21 protein-coding genes are annotated in these 16,637 nt (G+C 67.4%); 11 read left to right on the plus strand and 10 right to left on the minus strand.

Features of this window, described 5'->3' with window-relative positions; all coding sequences use genetic code 11:
* The first annotated feature begins 11 nt into the window (after positions 1–11).
* The gene (locus QQA13_RS04615) at positions 12–602 is read left to right on the plus strand and encodes a DNA-3-methyladenine glycosylase (RefSeq protein WP_199909815.1); all 591 of its coding nucleotides are present in this window, start codon (positions 12–14) and stop codon (positions 600–602) included.
* 105 nt (positions 603–707) lie between these two features.
* Positions 708–935, plus strand: a complete 228-nt coding sequence (gene chaB / locus QQA13_RS04620) for a putative cation transport regulator ChaB (protein WP_108471111.1) — start codon at positions 708–710, stop codon at positions 933–935.
* A 13-nt stretch (positions 936–948) separates the two neighbouring features.
* Here chaB and QQA13_RS04625 read toward each other — a convergent pair whose 3' ends face one another.
* The 5 genes from QQA13_RS04625 to QQA13_RS04645 form a co-directional block, all read right to left on the minus strand.
* Positions 949–1,443: a hypothetical protein gene (locus tag QQA13_RS04625; protein WP_108471112.1), complete on the minus strand. Its 495-nt coding sequence runs from the start codon at positions 1,441–1,443 to the stop codon at positions 949–951.
* Between the two features lie 100 nt (positions 1,444–1,543).
* Positions 1,544–1,828 carry a cell division topological specificity factor MinE gene (gene minE / locus QQA13_RS04630; RefSeq protein ID WP_108471113.1) on the minus strand — a complete coding sequence of 95 codons (285 nt, stop codon included), beginning with the start codon at positions 1,826–1,828 and terminating at the stop codon, positions 1,544–1,546.
* Between the two features lie 5 nt (positions 1,829–1,833).
* Positions 1,834–2,649, minus strand: a complete 816-nt coding sequence (gene minD / locus QQA13_RS04635; protein ID WP_108471114.1) for a septum site-determining protein MinD — start codon at positions 2,647–2,649, stop codon at positions 1,834–1,836.
* Positions 2,650–2,686: 37 nt separating this feature from the next.
* On the minus strand, positions 2,687–3,457 hold the full coding sequence (gene minC, locus QQA13_RS04640; RefSeq protein ID WP_108471115.1) for a septum site-determining protein MinC: 771 nt from the start codon (positions 3,455–3,457) through the stop codon (positions 2,687–2,689).
* Positions 3,454–4,074: a GNAT family N-acetyltransferase gene (locus tag QQA13_RS04645; RefSeq protein WP_108471116.1), complete on the minus strand. Its 621-nt coding sequence runs from the start codon at positions 4,072–4,074 to the stop codon at positions 3,454–3,456. Before QQA13_RS04645 ends, minC begins: the two co-directional genes overlap by 4 nt.
* A gap of 195 nt (positions 4,075–4,269) precedes the next feature.
* Between QQA13_RS04645 and QQA13_RS04650 the strand changes: the two genes are divergently transcribed.
* From QQA13_RS04650 to QQA13_RS04680, 7 genes are all read left to right on the plus strand, one after another.
* Positions 4,270–5,493 (plus strand): sensor histidine kinase, encoded by a 1,224-nt coding sequence (locus QQA13_RS04650; RefSeq protein ID WP_108471117.1) that lies wholly within the window; start codon positions 4,270–4,272, stop codon positions 5,491–5,493.
* A gap of 107 nt (positions 5,494–5,600) precedes the next feature.
* Complete coding sequence (locus QQA13_RS04655) at positions 5,601–6,242, plus strand: response regulator (protein WP_108471118.1); 642 nt, start codon at positions 5,601–5,603, stop codon at positions 6,240–6,242.
* Positions 6,243–6,478: 236 nt separating this feature from the next.
* On the plus strand, positions 6,479–7,843 hold the full coding sequence (locus QQA13_RS04660; protein ID WP_108471119.1) for a polyketide cyclase: 1,365 nt from the start codon (positions 6,479–6,481) through the stop codon (positions 7,841–7,843).
* A gap of 163 nt (positions 7,844–8,006) precedes the next feature.
* Positions 8,007–8,951: an ABC transporter ATP-binding protein gene (locus QQA13_RS04665; RefSeq protein ID WP_108471120.1), complete on the plus strand. Its 945-nt coding sequence runs from the start codon at positions 8,007–8,009 to the stop codon at positions 8,949–8,951.
* Positions 8,948–9,682, plus strand: coding sequence for an ABC transporter permease subunit (locus QQA13_RS04670; protein ID WP_108471121.1), 735 nt, complete (start codon positions 8,948–8,950; stop codon positions 9,680–9,682). Before QQA13_RS04665 ends, QQA13_RS04670 begins: the two co-directional genes overlap by 4 nt.
* Positions 9,683–9,686: 4 nt before the next feature.
* Positions 9,687–11,603, plus strand: a complete 1,917-nt coding sequence (locus QQA13_RS04675; RefSeq protein WP_108471122.1) for a GldG family protein — start codon at positions 9,687–9,689, stop codon at positions 11,601–11,603.
* 101 nt (positions 11,604–11,704) lie between these two features.
* Positions 11,705–12,586 carry a cytochrome c oxidase assembly protein gene (locus QQA13_RS04680; protein WP_108471123.1) on the plus strand — a complete coding sequence of 294 codons (882 nt, stop codon included), beginning with the start codon at positions 11,705–11,707 and terminating at the stop codon, positions 12,584–12,586.
* 15 nt (positions 12,587–12,601) lie between these two features.
* Here the strand turns inward: QQA13_RS04680 and QQA13_RS04685 are convergent, their stop codons facing one another.
* The gene (locus QQA13_RS04685; RefSeq protein ID WP_108471124.1) at positions 12,602–13,102 is read right to left on the minus strand and encodes a copper chaperone PCu(A)C; all 501 of its coding nucleotides are present in this window, start codon (positions 13,100–13,102) and stop codon (positions 12,602–12,604) included.
* Positions 13,099–13,716 (minus strand): SCO family protein, encoded by a 618-nt coding sequence (locus QQA13_RS04690; protein ID WP_108471125.1) that lies wholly within the window; start codon positions 13,714–13,716, stop codon positions 13,099–13,101. Before QQA13_RS04690 ends, QQA13_RS04685 begins: the two co-directional genes overlap by 4 nt.
* An 83-nt stretch (positions 13,717–13,799) precedes the next feature.
* Between QQA13_RS04690 and QQA13_RS04695 the strand changes: the two genes are divergently transcribed.
* A complete protein-coding gene (locus tag QQA13_RS04695; protein ID WP_108471126.1) occupies positions 13,800–14,177 on the plus strand; it encodes a DUF423 domain-containing protein in 378 nt (125 codons plus the stop codon).
* 49 nt (positions 14,178–14,226) lie between these two features.
* A complete protein-coding gene (locus tag QQA13_RS04700; RefSeq protein WP_234411294.1) occupies positions 14,227–14,637 on the plus strand; it encodes a hypothetical protein in 411 nt (136 codons plus the stop codon).
* 5 nt (positions 14,638–14,642) lie between these two features.
* On the opposite strand, the gene QQA13_RS04705 is transcribed toward QQA13_RS04700, so the two are convergent.
* The 3 genes from QQA13_RS04705 to QQA13_RS04715 all read right to left on the minus strand — a co-directional run bounded on the left by QQA13_RS04705 (position 14,643) and on the right by QQA13_RS04715 (position 16,569).
* Entirely contained in the window at positions 14,643–15,428 is a 786-nt protein-coding gene (locus QQA13_RS04705) for a CPBP family glutamic-type intramembrane protease (RefSeq protein ID WP_108471127.1), read from the minus strand.
* A 64-nt stretch (positions 15,429–15,492) separates the two neighbouring features.
* Positions 15,493–15,684 carry an Arc family DNA binding domain-containing protein gene (locus QQA13_RS04710; RefSeq protein ID WP_108471128.1) on the minus strand — a complete coding sequence of 64 codons (192 nt, stop codon included), beginning with the start codon at positions 15,682–15,684 and terminating at the stop codon, positions 15,493–15,495.
* Between the two features lie 9 nt (positions 15,685–15,693).
* A complete protein-coding gene (locus tag QQA13_RS04715; RefSeq protein ID WP_108471129.1) occupies positions 15,694–16,569 on the minus strand; it encodes an SPFH domain-containing protein in 876 nt (291 codons plus the stop codon).
* Between the last annotated feature and the right edge of the window lie 68 nt (positions 16,570–16,637).

The raw sequence follows: 16,637 nt of genomic DNA on the forward strand, positions 1-16,637 counted from the left end.
GATGCGCGAGCATGCCTGAGCGGCCCGTGGCGCTGGATCGCGCGTTCTACCGGCGCGATCCGCGCACGGTCGCACCCGACCTGCTGAACAAGGTCTTGTTGAATGCGGACGGTCGCAGCGGTCGCATCGTGGAAACCGAGGCCTACTGCGGGCCGGTGGATCCGGCCGCGCACTCGTGGCGCGGCCGCACGGCGCGCAATGCGACGATGTTCGGTGCGCCCGGGTTGCTCTACGTGTACTTCACTTATGGCATGCACTGGTGCTGCAACCCGGTGTGCGGCGAGGAGGGTGAAGGCGTCGCGGTGTTGCTGCGCGCACTGGCGCCGCTGACCGGGTTGGCCGCGATGCGTGCGGCGCGGCCAGGTTGCCGCAGCGACCGCGACCTGTGCCGCGGGCCGGCACGATTGTGCCAGGCCATGGGCATCGGCCGCGCGCAGGACGGCATCGACCTGGTCGGCGGCGCCAGCGGATTCAGCATCGTCGACGACGGCGTGCCGCCGCCCGCTGCGCCCGTGGTCACGGCGCGCGTCGGCATCAGCCGGGCAACGGACGAACCCTGGCGCTGGTATGTGCCTGGCGATCCGCACGTCTCGCGTCGCTGAACGGAGCGTCGTGGTTGCCGCGGAGGCAACATGAAGTTGACGGCGGTTTGATCGCGCGTGGTCCACGGTTGCCGGCAGCGTTTCGTCAGCTGCGGAGTCCGAGCCATGCCGTACTCATCCATCAGCGAATTGCCCGATGCCGTGCGCAGCCATGTGCCGAAGCACGCGCAGGAGATCTACAAGGAGGCGTTCAACAGCGCCTGGGACGAATATGCCGACAAGGATGAGCGCCGCGGCAGCGAGTCGCGCGAGGAGGCCGCGCACAAGGTGGCCTGGGCGGCGGTGAAGAAGAAGTACCGCAAGGGCGACGACGGCGACTGGCACCCGAAGTAGCCGCTGCAGCAGGTCAGCAGGGCAGGCCGCGCGCCTGGAGGAAATCGCGGGCGTTGTCCGCGTCCTGCTCGAACCAGGCGCGGGTCGAGCCGAGTCGGTAGGTGTAGCCCCAGGCGTCCATGTCGGCCATCAGGCGTGCGCGCCCCACGCCGGGCAATTCGTCGGCCAGCACGATCTGCAGGTAGCAGGTGGCGTCCTCTTCCTCGATCGAGTCGGTGGCGTCGGTATGGACGTCTGGACGTCTTTCCGGTGGCAGCACGATCAGGTGGCCGGCTTCATGCAGCAGCGAATGCACCGGGGTGTCGTCGCGGGCATAGACGGTGCTGCCGATGATGCCGGCCTCCTCGCCGCCCCAGAAGCTGCCGGGAATCGGCTCGCCCGGCGCCACCCACCGCAATTGCAGGCCGAAGCGGTCGAGCAGGGCCGTGGGCGCGTCAAAGCCGATCTGGCCCACGCGCAGCACAGTGCTGGCCGGGTCGGCGGGGACAGGAGGGAGGTCGGGGTGCATGGGCGTGCGCAGTGGGCGCGGATGACTTCAGTGGCGGGGAGTGCCGGGCGAGGCGGGATCGCCCGGCAGAAGAGCGCAACGGCGGTGGCTCGGCCGGTTTTCAGCCAGTCTTGGCCTCGCCCCCGGCCGCCTGCTTGCCTTCCGGCAGGGTGACCGAGAGCTCGAGGATTTCATGGCCGCTGTCGCGTTCGAAATTGATGTTGATCGCATCGAGGTCGACGTGGACGTATTTCTTGATCACTTCGAGCAGCTCGTTGCGCATCATCGGCAGGTAGTCGGGTGCGCCGCGGGTGGAGCGCTCCTGGGCCACGATGATGCGCAGGCGTTCGCGTGCCACCGTGGCGGTGGCTTCGGGCTTGCGCTTGAGGAAATCGAGAATACCCATCGTGATCAACCTCCGAACACGCGCTGGAGAAAGCCCTTTTTGGGCACGTCGATGAAGCGCAGCGGGCGCTCTTCGCCGAGGATGCGGGCCACCGTATCGCTGTACGCCTGGCCGGCCAGTGATGCGGCATCGACGATCACCGGGATGCCGTTGTTCGAGGCGGTCAGCACGTTCTCCGACTCGGGGATCACGCCGACCACCTCGATGCCGAGGATCTCCTCGACGTCCTTCACGCTGAGCATCTCGCCGATGGCGACGCGGGCCGGGTTGTAGCGGGTCAGCAGCAGGTGCTGGGTGATTGGCGACTCGCCCTTCTCGGCGCGCCGGGTCTTGCTGGCGAGCAGGCCGAGGATGCGGTCCGAATCACGCACCGAGGAGACTTCCGGGTTGACCACCACCACCGCGTGGTCGGCGAAATACATCGCCAGGTGCGCACCTTTCTCGATGCCGGCCGGGGAGTCGCACACGACGTAGTCAAAATCCATTTCGGACAGGCCGTCGAGCACCTTCTCGACGCCTTCCTGGGTCAGCGCGTCCTTGTCGCGGGTCTGGCTGGCGGCCAGCACGTACAGGTTCTCGTAGCGCTTGTCCTTGATCAGCGACTGCTTCAGCGTCGCTTCGCCGTGCACGACGTTGACGAAGTCGTACACCACGCGGCGTTCGCAGCCCATGATCAGGTCGAGGTTGCGCAGGCCGACGTCGAAGTCGATCACGGCGACTTTCTTGCCGGCCATGGCCAGGCCGGTGGCGAGCGAGGCGCTGGTCGTCGTCTTGCCGACGCCGCCTTTGCCGGAGGTGACAACGATAATCTCAGCAGTCAAGGGCCCATCTCCGCATGATTGTTCTTGTTGTAGGTGATTACAGCCTGGCGATCATCAGCTTGTCGCCTTCGAGCCAGCATTGCACGGACTGGCCCTCGAGGTCGTCAGGAATCTGTTCGAACACGCGGTACTGGCCGGCGATCGCCACCAGTTCGGCGCGGAAGTCCGAGACGAAGATACGTGCCTTTTCGTCGCCTTGCGCGCCGGCCATGGCACGACCGCGCAGGCCACCGTAGATGTGGATGTTGCCGTCGGCAATCACCTCGGCGCCGTTGGCGACGGCGCCGGTGACGATCAGGTCGCGGTCGCGTGCATAGATCTGCTGGCCCGAGCGTACCGAACCGTTGTGGTGCTGGGCGCCCTGCATGCTGCCGGGCGGCGGTGCCGACAGGATCGGCTCGCGCTGCACCGCCGGGGCGGGCTCGCTGCGCGTGGCCGGTTCGGCAGCAGGTGCGCTGCCCTGGGCGGGCTCGTAGGCGGCGCGGAACTTGGCGATCAGCGGCAGGCCCATGCGCCGGGCCAATGCCTCGGTCTCGCTGGTGCCGTAGGCCAGGCCGACCGGCAGCATGCCGGCGCTGCGCACCGCCTCGAGCAGAGCATCGACGGCGCCGTCGTCGGGCAGGTTGAGCAGGTGGCTCAGGTCCAGCACCACGGCGGCGCGGGCAAACATCTGCGGCGCGGCGCGCACGCGGCGCTCGAGTTCGTCGCACAGTGCGGCGGCGTCGACCCGGCGCACGCGCACGCAGGCAATGCCGACCTGGCCGAAGCGCAGGTCGCAGGCATCGTTGGTCTCTGTTTTTACACTCACGGGCGCCGCTCCCCGGCGTGGCGGCGCGGGGTGGCGTCGTGCAGGGCGGGGCGTTCGCGTTCGGCCAGCCATGGCACGTCGGGCAGGCCGCCGTGTTCGAGCCAGGTGTCGCGCACGTAGGCGTAGCTGGGCAGGTCGCGGGCCAGCAGGCTGACCTGCGGGCCGTGCTCGCCCATGCGCTGCTGGCCGACTTCCTGAAAGCCGTAGGTGCCGTGGAACAGCACCACCACGTCGTCGCGCGGCTCCAGGAACACCTCGCAGGTGAGCAGCGGCACGCGCACTTCGGCGTAGCTGTGCACGTCGCAGTAGAAGATGCGGCCCAGGCCGTGGCGGCGGTAGGCGTTCGCGATAACGATGCGGTCGATGTAGACGAACTGCGGGTAGTGCTCGGCAAACCAGCGGTAATTCGGGCTGTCGTAGTCGCTGCCTTCGCGCAGCGCGATCAGGAACCCGGCCAGATGACCGTCGATCTCGGCCACGCGGAAGTACTCGGCGTGCTCGTGGAAGTAGCGCAACTGGGCTGTATCGAGGGCGAGGATGGAGCGACCGGCGGCGTTGTTGAGCGCCAGTACGGCATCCAGGTCGTGCTCGCGCACGTCGCGGATGGCAAGGGCCATTCGTTGCTCCGCAATGATGGAATCGGGGACGAGGTCGGGCAGCAGCCTCGCGCAATGGCTCATTATGCCATGCGGCCGCAGCCCTTACATCTCGCAAGGGCACATGTAAAAGCTTCGTAAAACGAGCGGGACGCCCCGGCCGGCCATGACTTCTCGCGCATTGCGCGAAACGCAGCCACGGCCAATGATGCGGGGATGCGCTGGCCATTCATCAATCACATCCGTCTGCTTCGCTATGCGGGCTTCTTCACCTACCTGTCGGCGGGCACGCCGCTGGTCACCAACTGGGCCACCGAAAGACTCGACCAGCTGCATCGCCCGAATTTCTCGCTGCTGTTGTGGACGCTGTGCTACCTGGTCTTCGGCCTGATGTACTGGCTGTTGACCAGCAACCTCGGCTCGCGCCGCTACCCGGGCCTGAAGCTGCTGGGCCTGGCCCTGATGACGGCAGCCGCGGTGGCGGTGGGCTGGTACAGCCACAGCGGCCTGTCGGCGATGTTGATGGTGGTCGCCTCGCTGGTGCTGCCGTGGCTGCTGCCGTTCTGGCTGGCGGTGTTCTGGCTGGTGCTGCAGCACCTGAGCCTGGTGGCGATCTTCGCCACCTTCCCCGAATACGACCACAGTATTGCCGTGGGCTTCATCCAGGCCAGTATCTACCTGGGCATCTCGGTGCTGGTGTTCGTGACCTCGACGGTGGCCAGCCAGCAGGCCGAACAGCGCGAAGTGCAGCGTCGCCTGAACTCCGAGCTGCGCGCTACCCGCGCCTTGCTGGCCGAGTCCAGCCGGATCGCCGAGCGCATGCGCATCGCGCGCGACCTGCACGACCTGATCGGCCACCACCTGACCGCGCTGAGCCTGAACCTCGAAGTGGCCAGCCATCTCAGCAACGAAGCGGCCGGCGCGCACGTGCGCAAGGCGCAGAGCACGGCCAAGCTGCTGCTGGCCGACGTGCGCGAGGTGGTCAGCGAGCTGCGCCAGGACGACGCGATCGACCTGACCCAGGCGCTGCGCAGCCTCACCGAGGGCGTGCCCGGCCTGAGCGTGCACGTGGTCATGCCGCCGCGTTTCAGCGTGGAGGACCCGCGCCGCGCGCAGGTGCTGCTGCGCTGCGCCCAGGAGATCATCACCAATACCGCCAAGCACGCCGGCGCACGCAATCTGTGGCTGAATTTCGCCTATGCAGGGGACAACCTGCTCGGCCTGCACGCGCGCGACGACGGTCGCGGCGCCGAGAACGTCGAGCCGGGCAATGGCCTGTCCGGCATGCGCGAGCGGCTGGCCGAATTTGGTGGCAGCGTGGTGCTGGACACCGGCCTGAGCCGGGGCTTTGCACTGACCGTGCGGCTGCCGCTGGGCGAGCACAGCGCGCTGGCGCACGCGCCGACGCGGTTTGAACCGCCCGCGCTGAATGTGTCGTAATCTTTGGCGGCCCGCGCCGGGGGCGCAAAGTGCGCCGGCGTTGGCAGCGGCCCGAACCGCCAGCCGCCAGTATCACTTTCTCAAGTCAGTTTGTCCGAGGATCCGCGATGATTTCCGTTTGTCTCGTCGACGACCAGAATCTGGTGCGCCAGGGCGTTCGATCGCTGCTGGACCTGGCTGAAGATATCCGCGTGGTGGCCGAGTGCGCCGACGGCGCGCAGGCGGTGCAGGACATCCCGCGGGTCAAGCCGGACGTGGTGCTGCTGGACCTGCGCATGCCGAACATGAGCGGGCTGGAGGTGCTGCAGGCGCTGTCCGCCCGCAACGAATTGCCGCCGACCATCATCCTGACCACCTTCGACGACGACCAACTGGTGCTGCAGGGCCTCAAGGCCGGCGCGCGCGGCTACCTGCTGAAGGACGTCTCGCTGGAGCAACTGGTCGAGGCGGTGCGCACCGTGGCCAGCGGTGGCTCGCTGGTGGCGCCGATGGTCACCCAGCGCCTGATGGCCGGGGTGGCGCGGATGCAGAACAGTTTCACCAGCCTGGAGCAGCCGGACCCGCTGACCGAGCGCGAGACCGAGATCCTGCGGCTGCTGTCCGGGGGCTACAGCAACAAGGAAATCGCCAATTCGCTGAAGGTGGCCGAGGGCACGGTGAAGAACCACGTTTCCAACATCCTGTCCAAACTTGGCGTACGCGACCGCACCCGGGCCGTGCTGAAGGCGCTGGAAATGGGCATTGTCTGACGCGGGCGGGCGCTGCCCGGCGCCGGTGCCGGCGGCCCGCCGCAGCCCGTTTTTGGCCTTCCGGATGGGGTGATGCCGGCGATAGCGTTCCGGCCCGTGAGCAAGTAACATCCGTAGCTTCGGCGTTTGCCGACCCCCTGCCATGGCCCTCGGGATGAACCCTCGGGCGGGCCCGCGCGGACGGCTGGGACAACACTATCTAGGTACGGCGTAAAGACGCTTCGGAGAACTCTGGAATGATGCGTGTCTTTGAATTTCTTGTTGCCCTGGTCATCGTGGCGGTCATCGGTGTCCTGGCAGCTGTGGTCATGCCCGGCAGTGGCCACGTGGAGCGCCAACTGGTCATCGGCAAGGACATGCGGCAGGTCTACGACGTGCTCGACAACTACCGCCGCCTGCCCGACTACTCGGTATTGCGCTCGTTCGACCCGAACATCCAGTTCAAATTCTCCGGCAAGTCGTACGGCCCGGGTGCCGAGGTCAGCTGGGCCAGCACCGACCCGAAGGTCGGCAACGGCGGCCTGACCATCGCCAGCGCCACGCCTGAGTTCGACAAGATCGACAGCAACACCAAGACCGCCAGCATCGTCTGGAACCTGGACAACAGCTGGCGCGGCCTGGACAAGCATTTCACGCTGGACCTGGAACGCCAGGGCAGCCGCGGGCAGCTGACCCAGGTCACCTGGTCGTATGACGTCTCCTATGGCTGGAACCTGGTCAACCGCTTCGCCAACCTGTACATCCACGGCGATCCCGACTCGTTCATCCAGTTCAGCCTGAACAACCTGCAGAACGTGCTGGCCGGTGTGCCGAACATCGACTACAGCCAGCTGATTCCCTCCATTCAGCAGACCCAGCCGACCCCGGTGCTGCTGGTGTCCACCTCGATCCAGCGCAAGGACGGCATGGAGGCGGTGGAAGACGCCATCACCAAGGCCAAAGCTGAAGTCCAGGCAGCTGCCAAGAAGCTTGGCGTGAACGTCACCGGCTCGCGCATCCTGATCACCACCAACTACGGCGACCAGACCTACAGCTTCGACGTGGCGTTCCCGATCGACTCCAGCACGCTGACCATCAACGGCCAGAGCGAGCAGCTGACCGCGGCGACCCCGCCGGCGCTGGACGCTTCCGGCGCACCGGCCGAGGCCAGCAGCGCGGCCGCCGCCGCGGACGCCAGCGTCGCCGTCGGCAGCCGCGACCGCTACGGCCGCGTGGTGGTGGACGGCAACGTGCGCGCCACGCTGGCCTTCGGCGGCGCGGCGCTGAAGGGCGTGTGGAACGGCACCTTCGCCGGCGTGCCGCAGACCCGCGACATGCTCAAGGCTTATGCGCAGACCCACGGCTACAAGTACGACGACGTGGTCAACCGCGCCTACGACGTGATCGCCACGCCGGAAGTGAAGGACGCCGGCGGCAACATCACCACCTACGCGAAATACAACGTGTTCCTGCCGATCAGCAACGCACCGGAGCAGACCCCCGAACAGGAAGCGGGCCTGCAGCCGCCGACGCTCGAAGGGGCGCCGGCCGCGTCGGGCACGGCACCGGCCCCGGCCGGCAGCGCTGCCGCACCGGCCGCAGCGGCCAGCGCCGGCAAGTAAGCCGGATCGTCGCAGTGCCTCCAGAGGCCCCTCCGTTCGGAGGGGCCTTTTCTTTTCGGGCCGCAGGCCAGTGTCTTGCGGTACATTGCGGGGCGATCCGCGACGATGGTCGGCGGGTTCGCCCGCGCTCGGCGCGGTATGCCGCCACAGCCTTCCACCGGACATGATCGAGACCGACCAGCTCACCCGACGCTATGGCAACCTGACCGCAGTGGACGCGCTGAGCATTCGTGTCGAGCCGGGCCAGGTGCTCGGCCTGCTTGGACCCAACGGCGCCGGCAAGTCCACCGCGATGCGCATGATCGCCGGGTTCCTGGTGCCCAGCTCGGGTACCGCGCGGGTGTGCGGCCATGACGTCGTTCGCGAGCCGCTGCAGGCCAAGCGCGCGCTTGGCTATTTGCCGGAAGGCGCGCCGAGCTACGGCGAGATGACCGTGCGCGAATTCCTGCAGTTCATCGCGCGCATGCGCGGGCTCAAGGCCGAGGCCGCCTACCGCCGGTTCGACGCGGTGGTGCAGCAGCTGCAACTGGAGGAAGTGCTCGGGCTGTGCATCGACACGCTGTCGAAGGGCCTGCGCCGGCGCGTGGGGCTGGCCCAGGCGATCCTGCACGATCCGCCGGTGCTGATGCTGGACGAGCCCACCGACGGCCTCGATCCGAACCAGAAGCACGCGGTGCGCCAGCTGATCGACGTGATGGCGCGCGACCGCACCATCCTGGTCTCCACCCACCTGCTGGAGGAGGTGCATGCGCTGTGCAACCGGGTGGTGATTATCGCGCGCGGCAAGCTGCTGGCCGATGCCACGCCGGCCGAGCTGGAGGCGCGCTCGCGCTACCACGGCGCGGTGTCGTTCAGCGCGCCGGGCAGCGGCATGTCGCAGGAAATGCTGGGCCGCCTGCCGCAGGTGGCGGCGATCGAGGTGGACCCGCTGGACGGCCGCATCACGGTGTTCCCGAAGCCGGGCGCGCGGATCCTGGAACCGGTCGAGACGCTGCTGCGCGAGCAGGGGCTGGAGGTGTCGGAGATCCAGCTCGAACGCGGCCGGCTGGACGAGGTGTTCCGCCAGATCACCACGGGTGACGGCGATGGCGCCGGAGGCCGCGCGTGAACCCGGTCAACGCGGTGCTGCGGCGCGAACTGCGCAGCTATTTCGTGACGCCGGTGGCATACGTATTCCTGGTGATCTTCCTGGTGCTGGCCGGCATCCTCACCTTCTACGTGGGCGACTTCTACGAGCGCGGCCAGGCCGACCTGCAGCCGTTCTTCACGATGCACCCGTGGCTGTACCTGATCCTGGTGCCGGCGATCACCATGCGCATGTGGGCGGAGGAGGTCAAGGGCGGCACGCTGGAACTGCTGCTGACCCTGCCGCTGACGCTGTGGCAGGCGATGCTGGGGAAGTTCCTTGCCGCGTGGCTGTTCATCGGGCTGGCCTTGCTGCTGACCTTTCCGATCTGGATCACCGTCAACTACCTCGGCTCGCCGGACAACGGCGTGATCCTGGCCGGTTACCTGGGCAGCTGGCTGATGGCCGGCAGCTTCATCGCGATCGGTGCCTGCCTGTCCGCGTTGACCCGCAGCCAGGTGGTGGCGTTCATCCTTACTGCGCTGGTGTGCGTGCTGCTGATCCTGGCCGGCCAGCCGCAGGTGCAGGATTTCTTCTCCGGCACGCTGCCGCGCAAGCTGATCAATGCGGTGGCGCACCTGTCCATGCTGCGGCACTTCGAGGCGATCGCGCGCGGCGTGCTGGATGTCCGCGACCTGGTGTACTTCCTGCTCAGCACGGTCGGCTGGCTGATCGCCGGCGTGCTGTTGCTCGACCTGAAGCGGACGCGCTGACGCCATGCCACGCTCGCGCCTGTATCGCCTGTTCACCACCCCGCTGCAGCTGACCCGGCGCGGCGTGCTGTATGGCGCGCTGGTGCTGCTGGTGCTGTTGTTCGTGCCATTGATCGTGGCCAGCAGCCGCTGGCTGCACGCCTCGCGGGTCGACCTCACCACCGACAAGCTGTACACGTTGACGCCGGGTACGCTGCATATCGTCGATACGCTGCAGCGGCCGCTGCGGCTGACCCTGTACTTTTCCGAACACGCCACCCGCGACCTGCCGCAGCTGCGCAGCTACGAACAGCGCGTGCGCGAGATGCTGCAGGAGATGGTGGCGCGCTCGCATGGCCATATCCGCCTGCAGATCATCGACCCGGTGCCGTATTCCGACGACGAAGCCAGCGCCGAGGGCAACGGCCTGACCGCGGCGAACGGCGGCAGCAACGGCGAGCGGGTGTTCTTCGGCCTGGCCGGCAGCGCCATGTCCGGCGGTGTCGAGAACGAAGGCACCGACGACCGCGTGCCGGAGAAGACGCTGGCGATCGCCTTCTTCGACCCGGCCCGCGAGGCCTTCCTGGAATACGACATCGCCAAGCTGCTGTACGAGTTGAACCAGGCCAGCAAGCCGCCGATCGGGGTGATCAGCTCGCTGCCGGTCGAAGGCAACCCGATGCTCAGCGAGCAGCCATGGACGGTGCTGCAGCAGCTCGGCCAGCTGTTCGACGTGAGGACGCTGGATGCATCGACGCTGCAGAAGGTCGACGACAGCATCAAGGTGCTGCTGCTGATCCATCCCAAGCGGCTGCCGGCCGACGCGCAGTATGCGATCGACCAGTACGTGCTGCGAGGCGGCCACCTGGTGGTGTTCGTCGATCCCGATGCGGAACTCGACACCTCGCCGTATGCGCCGGACAGCACCACCTTCCCCGACCACGGCTCCGACCTGCCGCGGCTGTTCAAGGCCTGGGGCGTGAGCTACGACCCGCACAAGGTGGTGCTGGATCGCGCGCGCGCACTGCAGATCGAACTGGCCGGCAGCAGCCTCAACCATCCGGCGATGCTCGACCTGGGCGCGCAGGAGCTGAACCGCAACGACGTGGTCACCGCCAGTTTGCAGCGCATCAACGTGTCCACCGCGGGTTACTTCGACCTGGCCGCGGATGCGCGGACACGGCTGGTACCACTGCTGCAAAGCAGTGCGGAGGCCGAGGTGGTACCGACCCAGCGGGTGCTGGACGCGAGCAGCGATCCGACCACGCTGCTGCAGGATTACAAGCCCGACAACGCGCACTACGTGCTGGCGGCGCGCCTGCGCGGCACTTTCGACAGCGCGTTCCCCGAACGGGCCGGCGTGGCGGGCCACCGCGCGCGCTCGGCGCCGGATGCTGAGGTGATCCTGGTTGCCGACACCGACCTGCTCAGCGACCGGCTGTGGGTGGAGCCGCAGACCATCCTGGGCCAGACCATGATGCGGATCTTCGCCAACAACGGGGACTTCGTCACCAACCTGGTGGACAACCTCAGCGGCTCCTCGGCGCTGCTGTCGATCCGCGGCCGCTCCACTTCGCAGCGGCCGTTCACGCGGGTGCAGGCCCTGCGCAACGTGGCCGACCAGAAATTCCTGCAGAAGGAGCGGGAGCTGGAGCAGGAACTGGCCGATACCCGGCGCCGGCTGGACGAGCTGCAGCCGGCCAAGGGCAGTCGCGGTGGCACCGCCAGCGCCGAGCAGCGCCGCGAGATCGAGCAGTTCCGCCAGCGCCAGCTGGCGATCAACAAGGAATTGCGCGACGTGCAGCACCAGCTCAACGCGGAGATCGACGCGCTGGGCCTGCGCCTGAAGTTCATCAACATCGTGCTGGTGCCGGCGCTGGTGGTGCTGCTCGGCCTGTTGTATGGCTGGCGGCGTACCCGCTACAGCCGTCGGCGCCGGTGAAGGCGGCGATCTGCCGCAAGCCCGCGGCTGACTCCGCCGGCGCGCGGCATTATGCTGGGCGGTCGCCGGCCGTCGCCGGTGCAGACTGAAGTGCCGTTGCAGTGACCGCTACCTTGCTGAAATGGATCGTGCCGTGGGAGTTCTCGTGGGTGCTGCTCGCGTGCTTCGTGACGGCCGCCGTGCTGTACCTGCGCGGCAGTCGCCGGCGGCCGGTCGGTTTCGGCCGCAAGCTGGCGTTCTGGTGCGGCATGGCGATCATCTACCTGTCGCTGCACACTTACCTGGATTACTACGCCGAGCATGAGTTCTTCATGCACCGCATCCAGCAGTTGCTGCTGCACCACATCGCGCCATTGCTGATCGTTACTGCATACCCGGCCACGGTGTTGCGCGCCGGCCTGCCGCTGGCCTGGCGGCTGCGCCTGTTGCGGCCGCTGCAGCGTTCATGGCCGTGGCGGCTGGTCAGCGGCGTGCTGTTGAATCCCACCGTGGCGACGCTGCTGTTCATCGCTTTCATCCTGGTCTGGCTGATCCCGTCCATGCAGACGCTGGCGATGCTGGACTGGCGCATCTACCGCTTCATGAACTGGAGCATGCTGGTCAGCGGCTTCGCCTACTGGTCGCTGGTGCTGGACCACCGGCCGCATCCGCCGGGGCGGATGACCGCCGGACTGCGCGTGCTGTCGCCGGCGATCACCATGACGCCACAGATCGTGGCCGGCGCGATCATCACGTTCTCCAAGACCGACCTCTACCCGATCTTCGAGATCTGCGGCCGCGCGTTCACCTTCAACGTGCTGACCGGGCAGCTGATCGGCGGCGTGATCATCTGGGTGCCGTCGGCGCTGGTGGAGTCGATCGGCGGCCTGATGGCGCTGCGCCTGTGGCTGCGGCTGTCGCGCAATGGACGGCTGCCGCGCAAGCCGCTGCATCGGCCGGCCGGCCGTCGTGCGGCGGTGGTCGACACGGTCGTGTCGGACTGAGCGTTACGCCGCGGCTCAGTGGCCGTGTGGCATCGCGCCGTGATCCATCGCCGGCATCGCGTGATCGTCGCCCGCATCCATGGCATTGGCCGGCCGCGCGACGAAGTCGGTGGCCAGCGTGCTGCCGTCAGCGAACTTCAGTGTCAGTCGCACCGTGTCGCCGGGTTTCACCGGCGCGTGTGCCCGCATCAGCATCAGGTGGTAACCGGCGGGGGCCAGCACGGCCTTGCCATGCGCCGGCACGTTCAACGCGTCGACCATGGTCATCCGGCTCATGCCACCTTCGGTCGAGCTGTGGTGCAGCATCACCTCGGCATACACGCTGCTGCTGGCGCCGCTCAGCGCGACCGGCTGGTCGCCGTCGTTCTCCAGCGTGACATAGGCGCCGGCCGGCAGCGTGCCGGGCAGCACGCGGATCCAGGCGTGGCTGGTGCGGATGTGCCCGGCGTCGGTGGCGTGGACACCGCCGGCCAGCAGCAGGCTGGACAGCAGCAACGACAGCGTGGATGTCTTCATGGCGTGGCTCCGGTGTCGAGCAGCAGGTGCAGGTCGTGCACCAGGTCGTCCTGCGAGGCGGACGGGGTGGCCAGCACGCGCGCGTGGCCGTCGCGATCGAACACGTAGATCGCCGAGCTGTGGCTGACTTCGTAGGTGCCGTCGGCCGAACTCGGCTCGCGGGTGAACGCCGAGCGGTAGCGCTTGCTCAAGGCCTCCACCGCGCGTGCATCGCCGACCAGGCCGACCGCGCGCGGGTCGAACGCGTTGACGTAGGCGTGCATGATCGCCGGCGTATCGCGCGCCGGGTCGACGCTGACGAACAGGATCCGCGCGCCGTCGGCCAGCGGCCCCAGCCGCTGCATCACCACGTGCAGCTGCGCCAGGGTCAGCGGGCAGACGTCGGGGCAGTGGGTGTAGCCGAAGTACAGCAGCGCCACCTTGCCGCGATAGTCGGCGCCGGTGACGGCCTTGCCGTTGTCGTCGGTGAGCTTGAAGTCGAGGTCGGGCATGTGCCCGCTGATGTTGGTCAGCCGGAACGGCAGCGGCTCGCCGCGGTGGCAGCCGCCCAGCAGCAGGCCGGCGGTGAGCAGCAGCAACAACAGGGCGGGGCGCAGCCAGTGGCGGGGCTTCATGCGAGAATCCTGGGTCTTCATCCGTTCAAGCATACGACACCGGCCGCATGGCCGGGTTCGCTGGCCTTGGGAGTACGCGCACGATGCGACAACCTGTCGGTACCCGTGTCGCCCTGCTGATCGGTCTGGCCGGTGCCAGCGCGGTGCTGCTGGGTGCGTTCGGCGCGCATGCGTTGCGCGGTGTGCTCGATGCCCGCGGCAGCGAGCTGTGGCGCACGGCGGTGGACTACCACGTGTGGCATGCGCTTGCGCTGGCCGTGGCGGCCGGGCTGGGGCGCGGCCGCAGCGGGCGGGTCGCGATGGGAGCATTCGCCGCCGGCATCGTGCTGTTCAGTGGCAGCCTGTACGCGCTGGCACTCGGTGCGCCGCGCTGGGTCGGCATCATCACGCCGTTCGGCGGACTCGCCTTCGTCATCGGCTGGCTCGCGCTCGGCTGGACATTGCGCACCCGCAACGAATAATTCCTGAAGGTGTCATCCGGCAGTCATGACCGGCTGCGATGGTGTCCGCATGGACACGCAAACTGCCCTTTGGCATCGCTCCCATGCGACATGGTCGTGCAGCCATCTGCTGCGCGGTCTCGGCCTGGTTCTGCTTGCCGCGTTGTCGTCATGCCTGCTGTGGTCGTGGTCTGCGGCTCCTGCCGGAACGACAGAGACCCGTTCAATCGGTCAACTGGTGCACTGGCAGGACGCCGGTCATGACTGGTTGCTGGTGGCCGATCCGGCGACCCGCGAACTTGTCGTTTACGACGCCAACAATGGTCGCCCGCTGGAGCGTCTGGGCGCGGACGATGGCCTGCCTGACGTGCAGTCGATCGCGCAGCGGGGGTCGTTGCTGTTCGTGACAGGCAGGCAGCCGGAGCAAGTGCACCTGCTGAAGCTGCCCCAATTGCAGGAAGTGGCCTTCAACGCCCGTTGAGCGAATCAGGCCATGTCGGCCAGCGGCATGGCCACGTGCAGTACCAGGTCGGCGCAGAAGTGCGCCAGCATCGCGTGCTCCAGGCCGTACTTCCAGAACAGCGTGCCGCTGACAACGCCTACCACCGCATTCAACAACACGATTCTGCCGATCAGCAACGGCGTGTGCGCCATGCCGGTGGCGAATGCCGCCGGCAGATGGCCGGCGCCGAACAGCAGGGCGGCCAGCACGATGGCGACCACGAACATCCACGACCTTGCCTGTCGCCGGGACGTCCATGCCAGCAGCCAGACGAACAGGCTGACCAGGAACAGGCGGCACTCGGTCTCCTCGACGATGCCGCCGTAGAACGAAGCCAAGCCACCCCGCCAGGCCGAGTCGAGCGCCGCGTGGGCATCAGTGGCATGCCAGGGTGATCCGATCAGGTCGATGCCAATCACCACCAGCGCACTCACTGCGCCGAGCACCGCAGCCAGCCACCAGTGCGACTGCCGGCCTGCCTCGCGCGGCTGGCGATAGACCCATGTGCGCAGCCATGGTGCGTCCAGTCGATGGCGCGCGCCGAGGAACAGGCCCAGCCAGCCAAGCAACCAGCACAGCACGCCGGCTTGCAGCGCCTGCGCGCCCAGTACTACCCACAGTGGAACCGGCAGCAGCGCAAACTTCAGCGGCATCAGCGCCATCAGATACGGACTCAGCGCGAGTGTGGCGAGGGTTCCCGCCACGCCAAGCAGCAGCGCCAGTTTCAGGTGTGGCCCGCGCACCGGCAGTTCAGTCGGCATCATGTTCATGGCTCAATCCAGCGACGCCGATGGAAACGGCAAGCTTCAGCATGACTTTTCCCCTTCGATCAAATCAGTCGTGGTCGTCATCCGTCACGGGGTCCGGCTTGCCGGGTTTCAGGCGGCCGGCCTTGCGCAGCGCCTCGCGCAACACGTATTCGATCTGTGCGTTGACGCTGCGCAACTCGTCGTCCGACCAGCGCTGCATCGCATCCAGCACGGCGGCGCTGATGCGCAGCGGGTAGGCTTTTTTCTCGGCGGCCATCGTGACGCGTCAGTACAACGTGCCGGTGTTCAATACCGGCTGGGTGCCGCGCTCGCCGCACAGCACCACCAGCAGATTGCTGACCATCGCCGCCTTGCGTTCTTCGTCGAGTTCGACCACGCCGCGCTGGCTGAGCTGGTCCAGCGCCATCTCGACCATGCTCACCGCGCCCTCGACGATCTTCGTGCGGGCGGCGATGATCGCGCCGGCCTGCTGCCGCTGCAGCATCGCCTGGGCGATTTCCTGGGCGTAGGCGAGGTGGCTGATGCGTGCCTCGACCACCTGCACGCCGGCCTTGCCGAGCCGGGCCTGGATCTCGTCGCGCAGGTGCGAGTTGATCACCTCGCCGTGGCTGCGCAGCGACGGCTTGCCGTCGTCGTGGGCATCGTACGGGTAGCTCTGTGCCATCTGGCGCAGTGCCGACTCGCTCTGGATGTGCACGAAGTTCTCGTAGTCGTCCACGCAGAACACGGCCTCGGCGGTGTCGATCACCTGCCACACCACCACTGCGGCGATCTCGATCGGATTGCCGTCGCTGTCGTTGACCTTCAGCTTGCCGCTCTCGAAGTTGCGCACGCGCAGCGAGATGCGACGGCGGCTGCAGAACGGGTTGGTCCAGCGCAGGCCTTCCGTGCGCACGCTACCGGCGTACTTGCCGAACAGCTGCAGCACCTGGCCTTCGTTCGGCGCGACCTGGAAGAAACCCTTGAGCAGGAAGGCGTCGATGGCGATCAGCAGCACGCCGCCAAACAACGGCACGACGGGCGGTGCGTCCGGCTGGCCGTGGATGGCGCCGACCACCAGCCACACGCCGATGGCGGCCAGGACCAGGCAGAAGCCGACGAAGGGAATGCCGGCGACGGAAAAACCTTGATGTTCGTTCATGAGTGGTCTCCCAAAGGTGGAGTGATTAGATATCAAAATGATATCTAATACAAGAAGGCCATCCTGCC

The sequence above is a fragment of the Rhodanobacter thiooxydans genome (assembly GCF_030291135.1).
Classification (GTDB): domain Bacteria; phylum Pseudomonadota; class Gammaproteobacteria; order Xanthomonadales; family Rhodanobacteraceae; genus Rhodanobacter; species Rhodanobacter thiooxydans_A.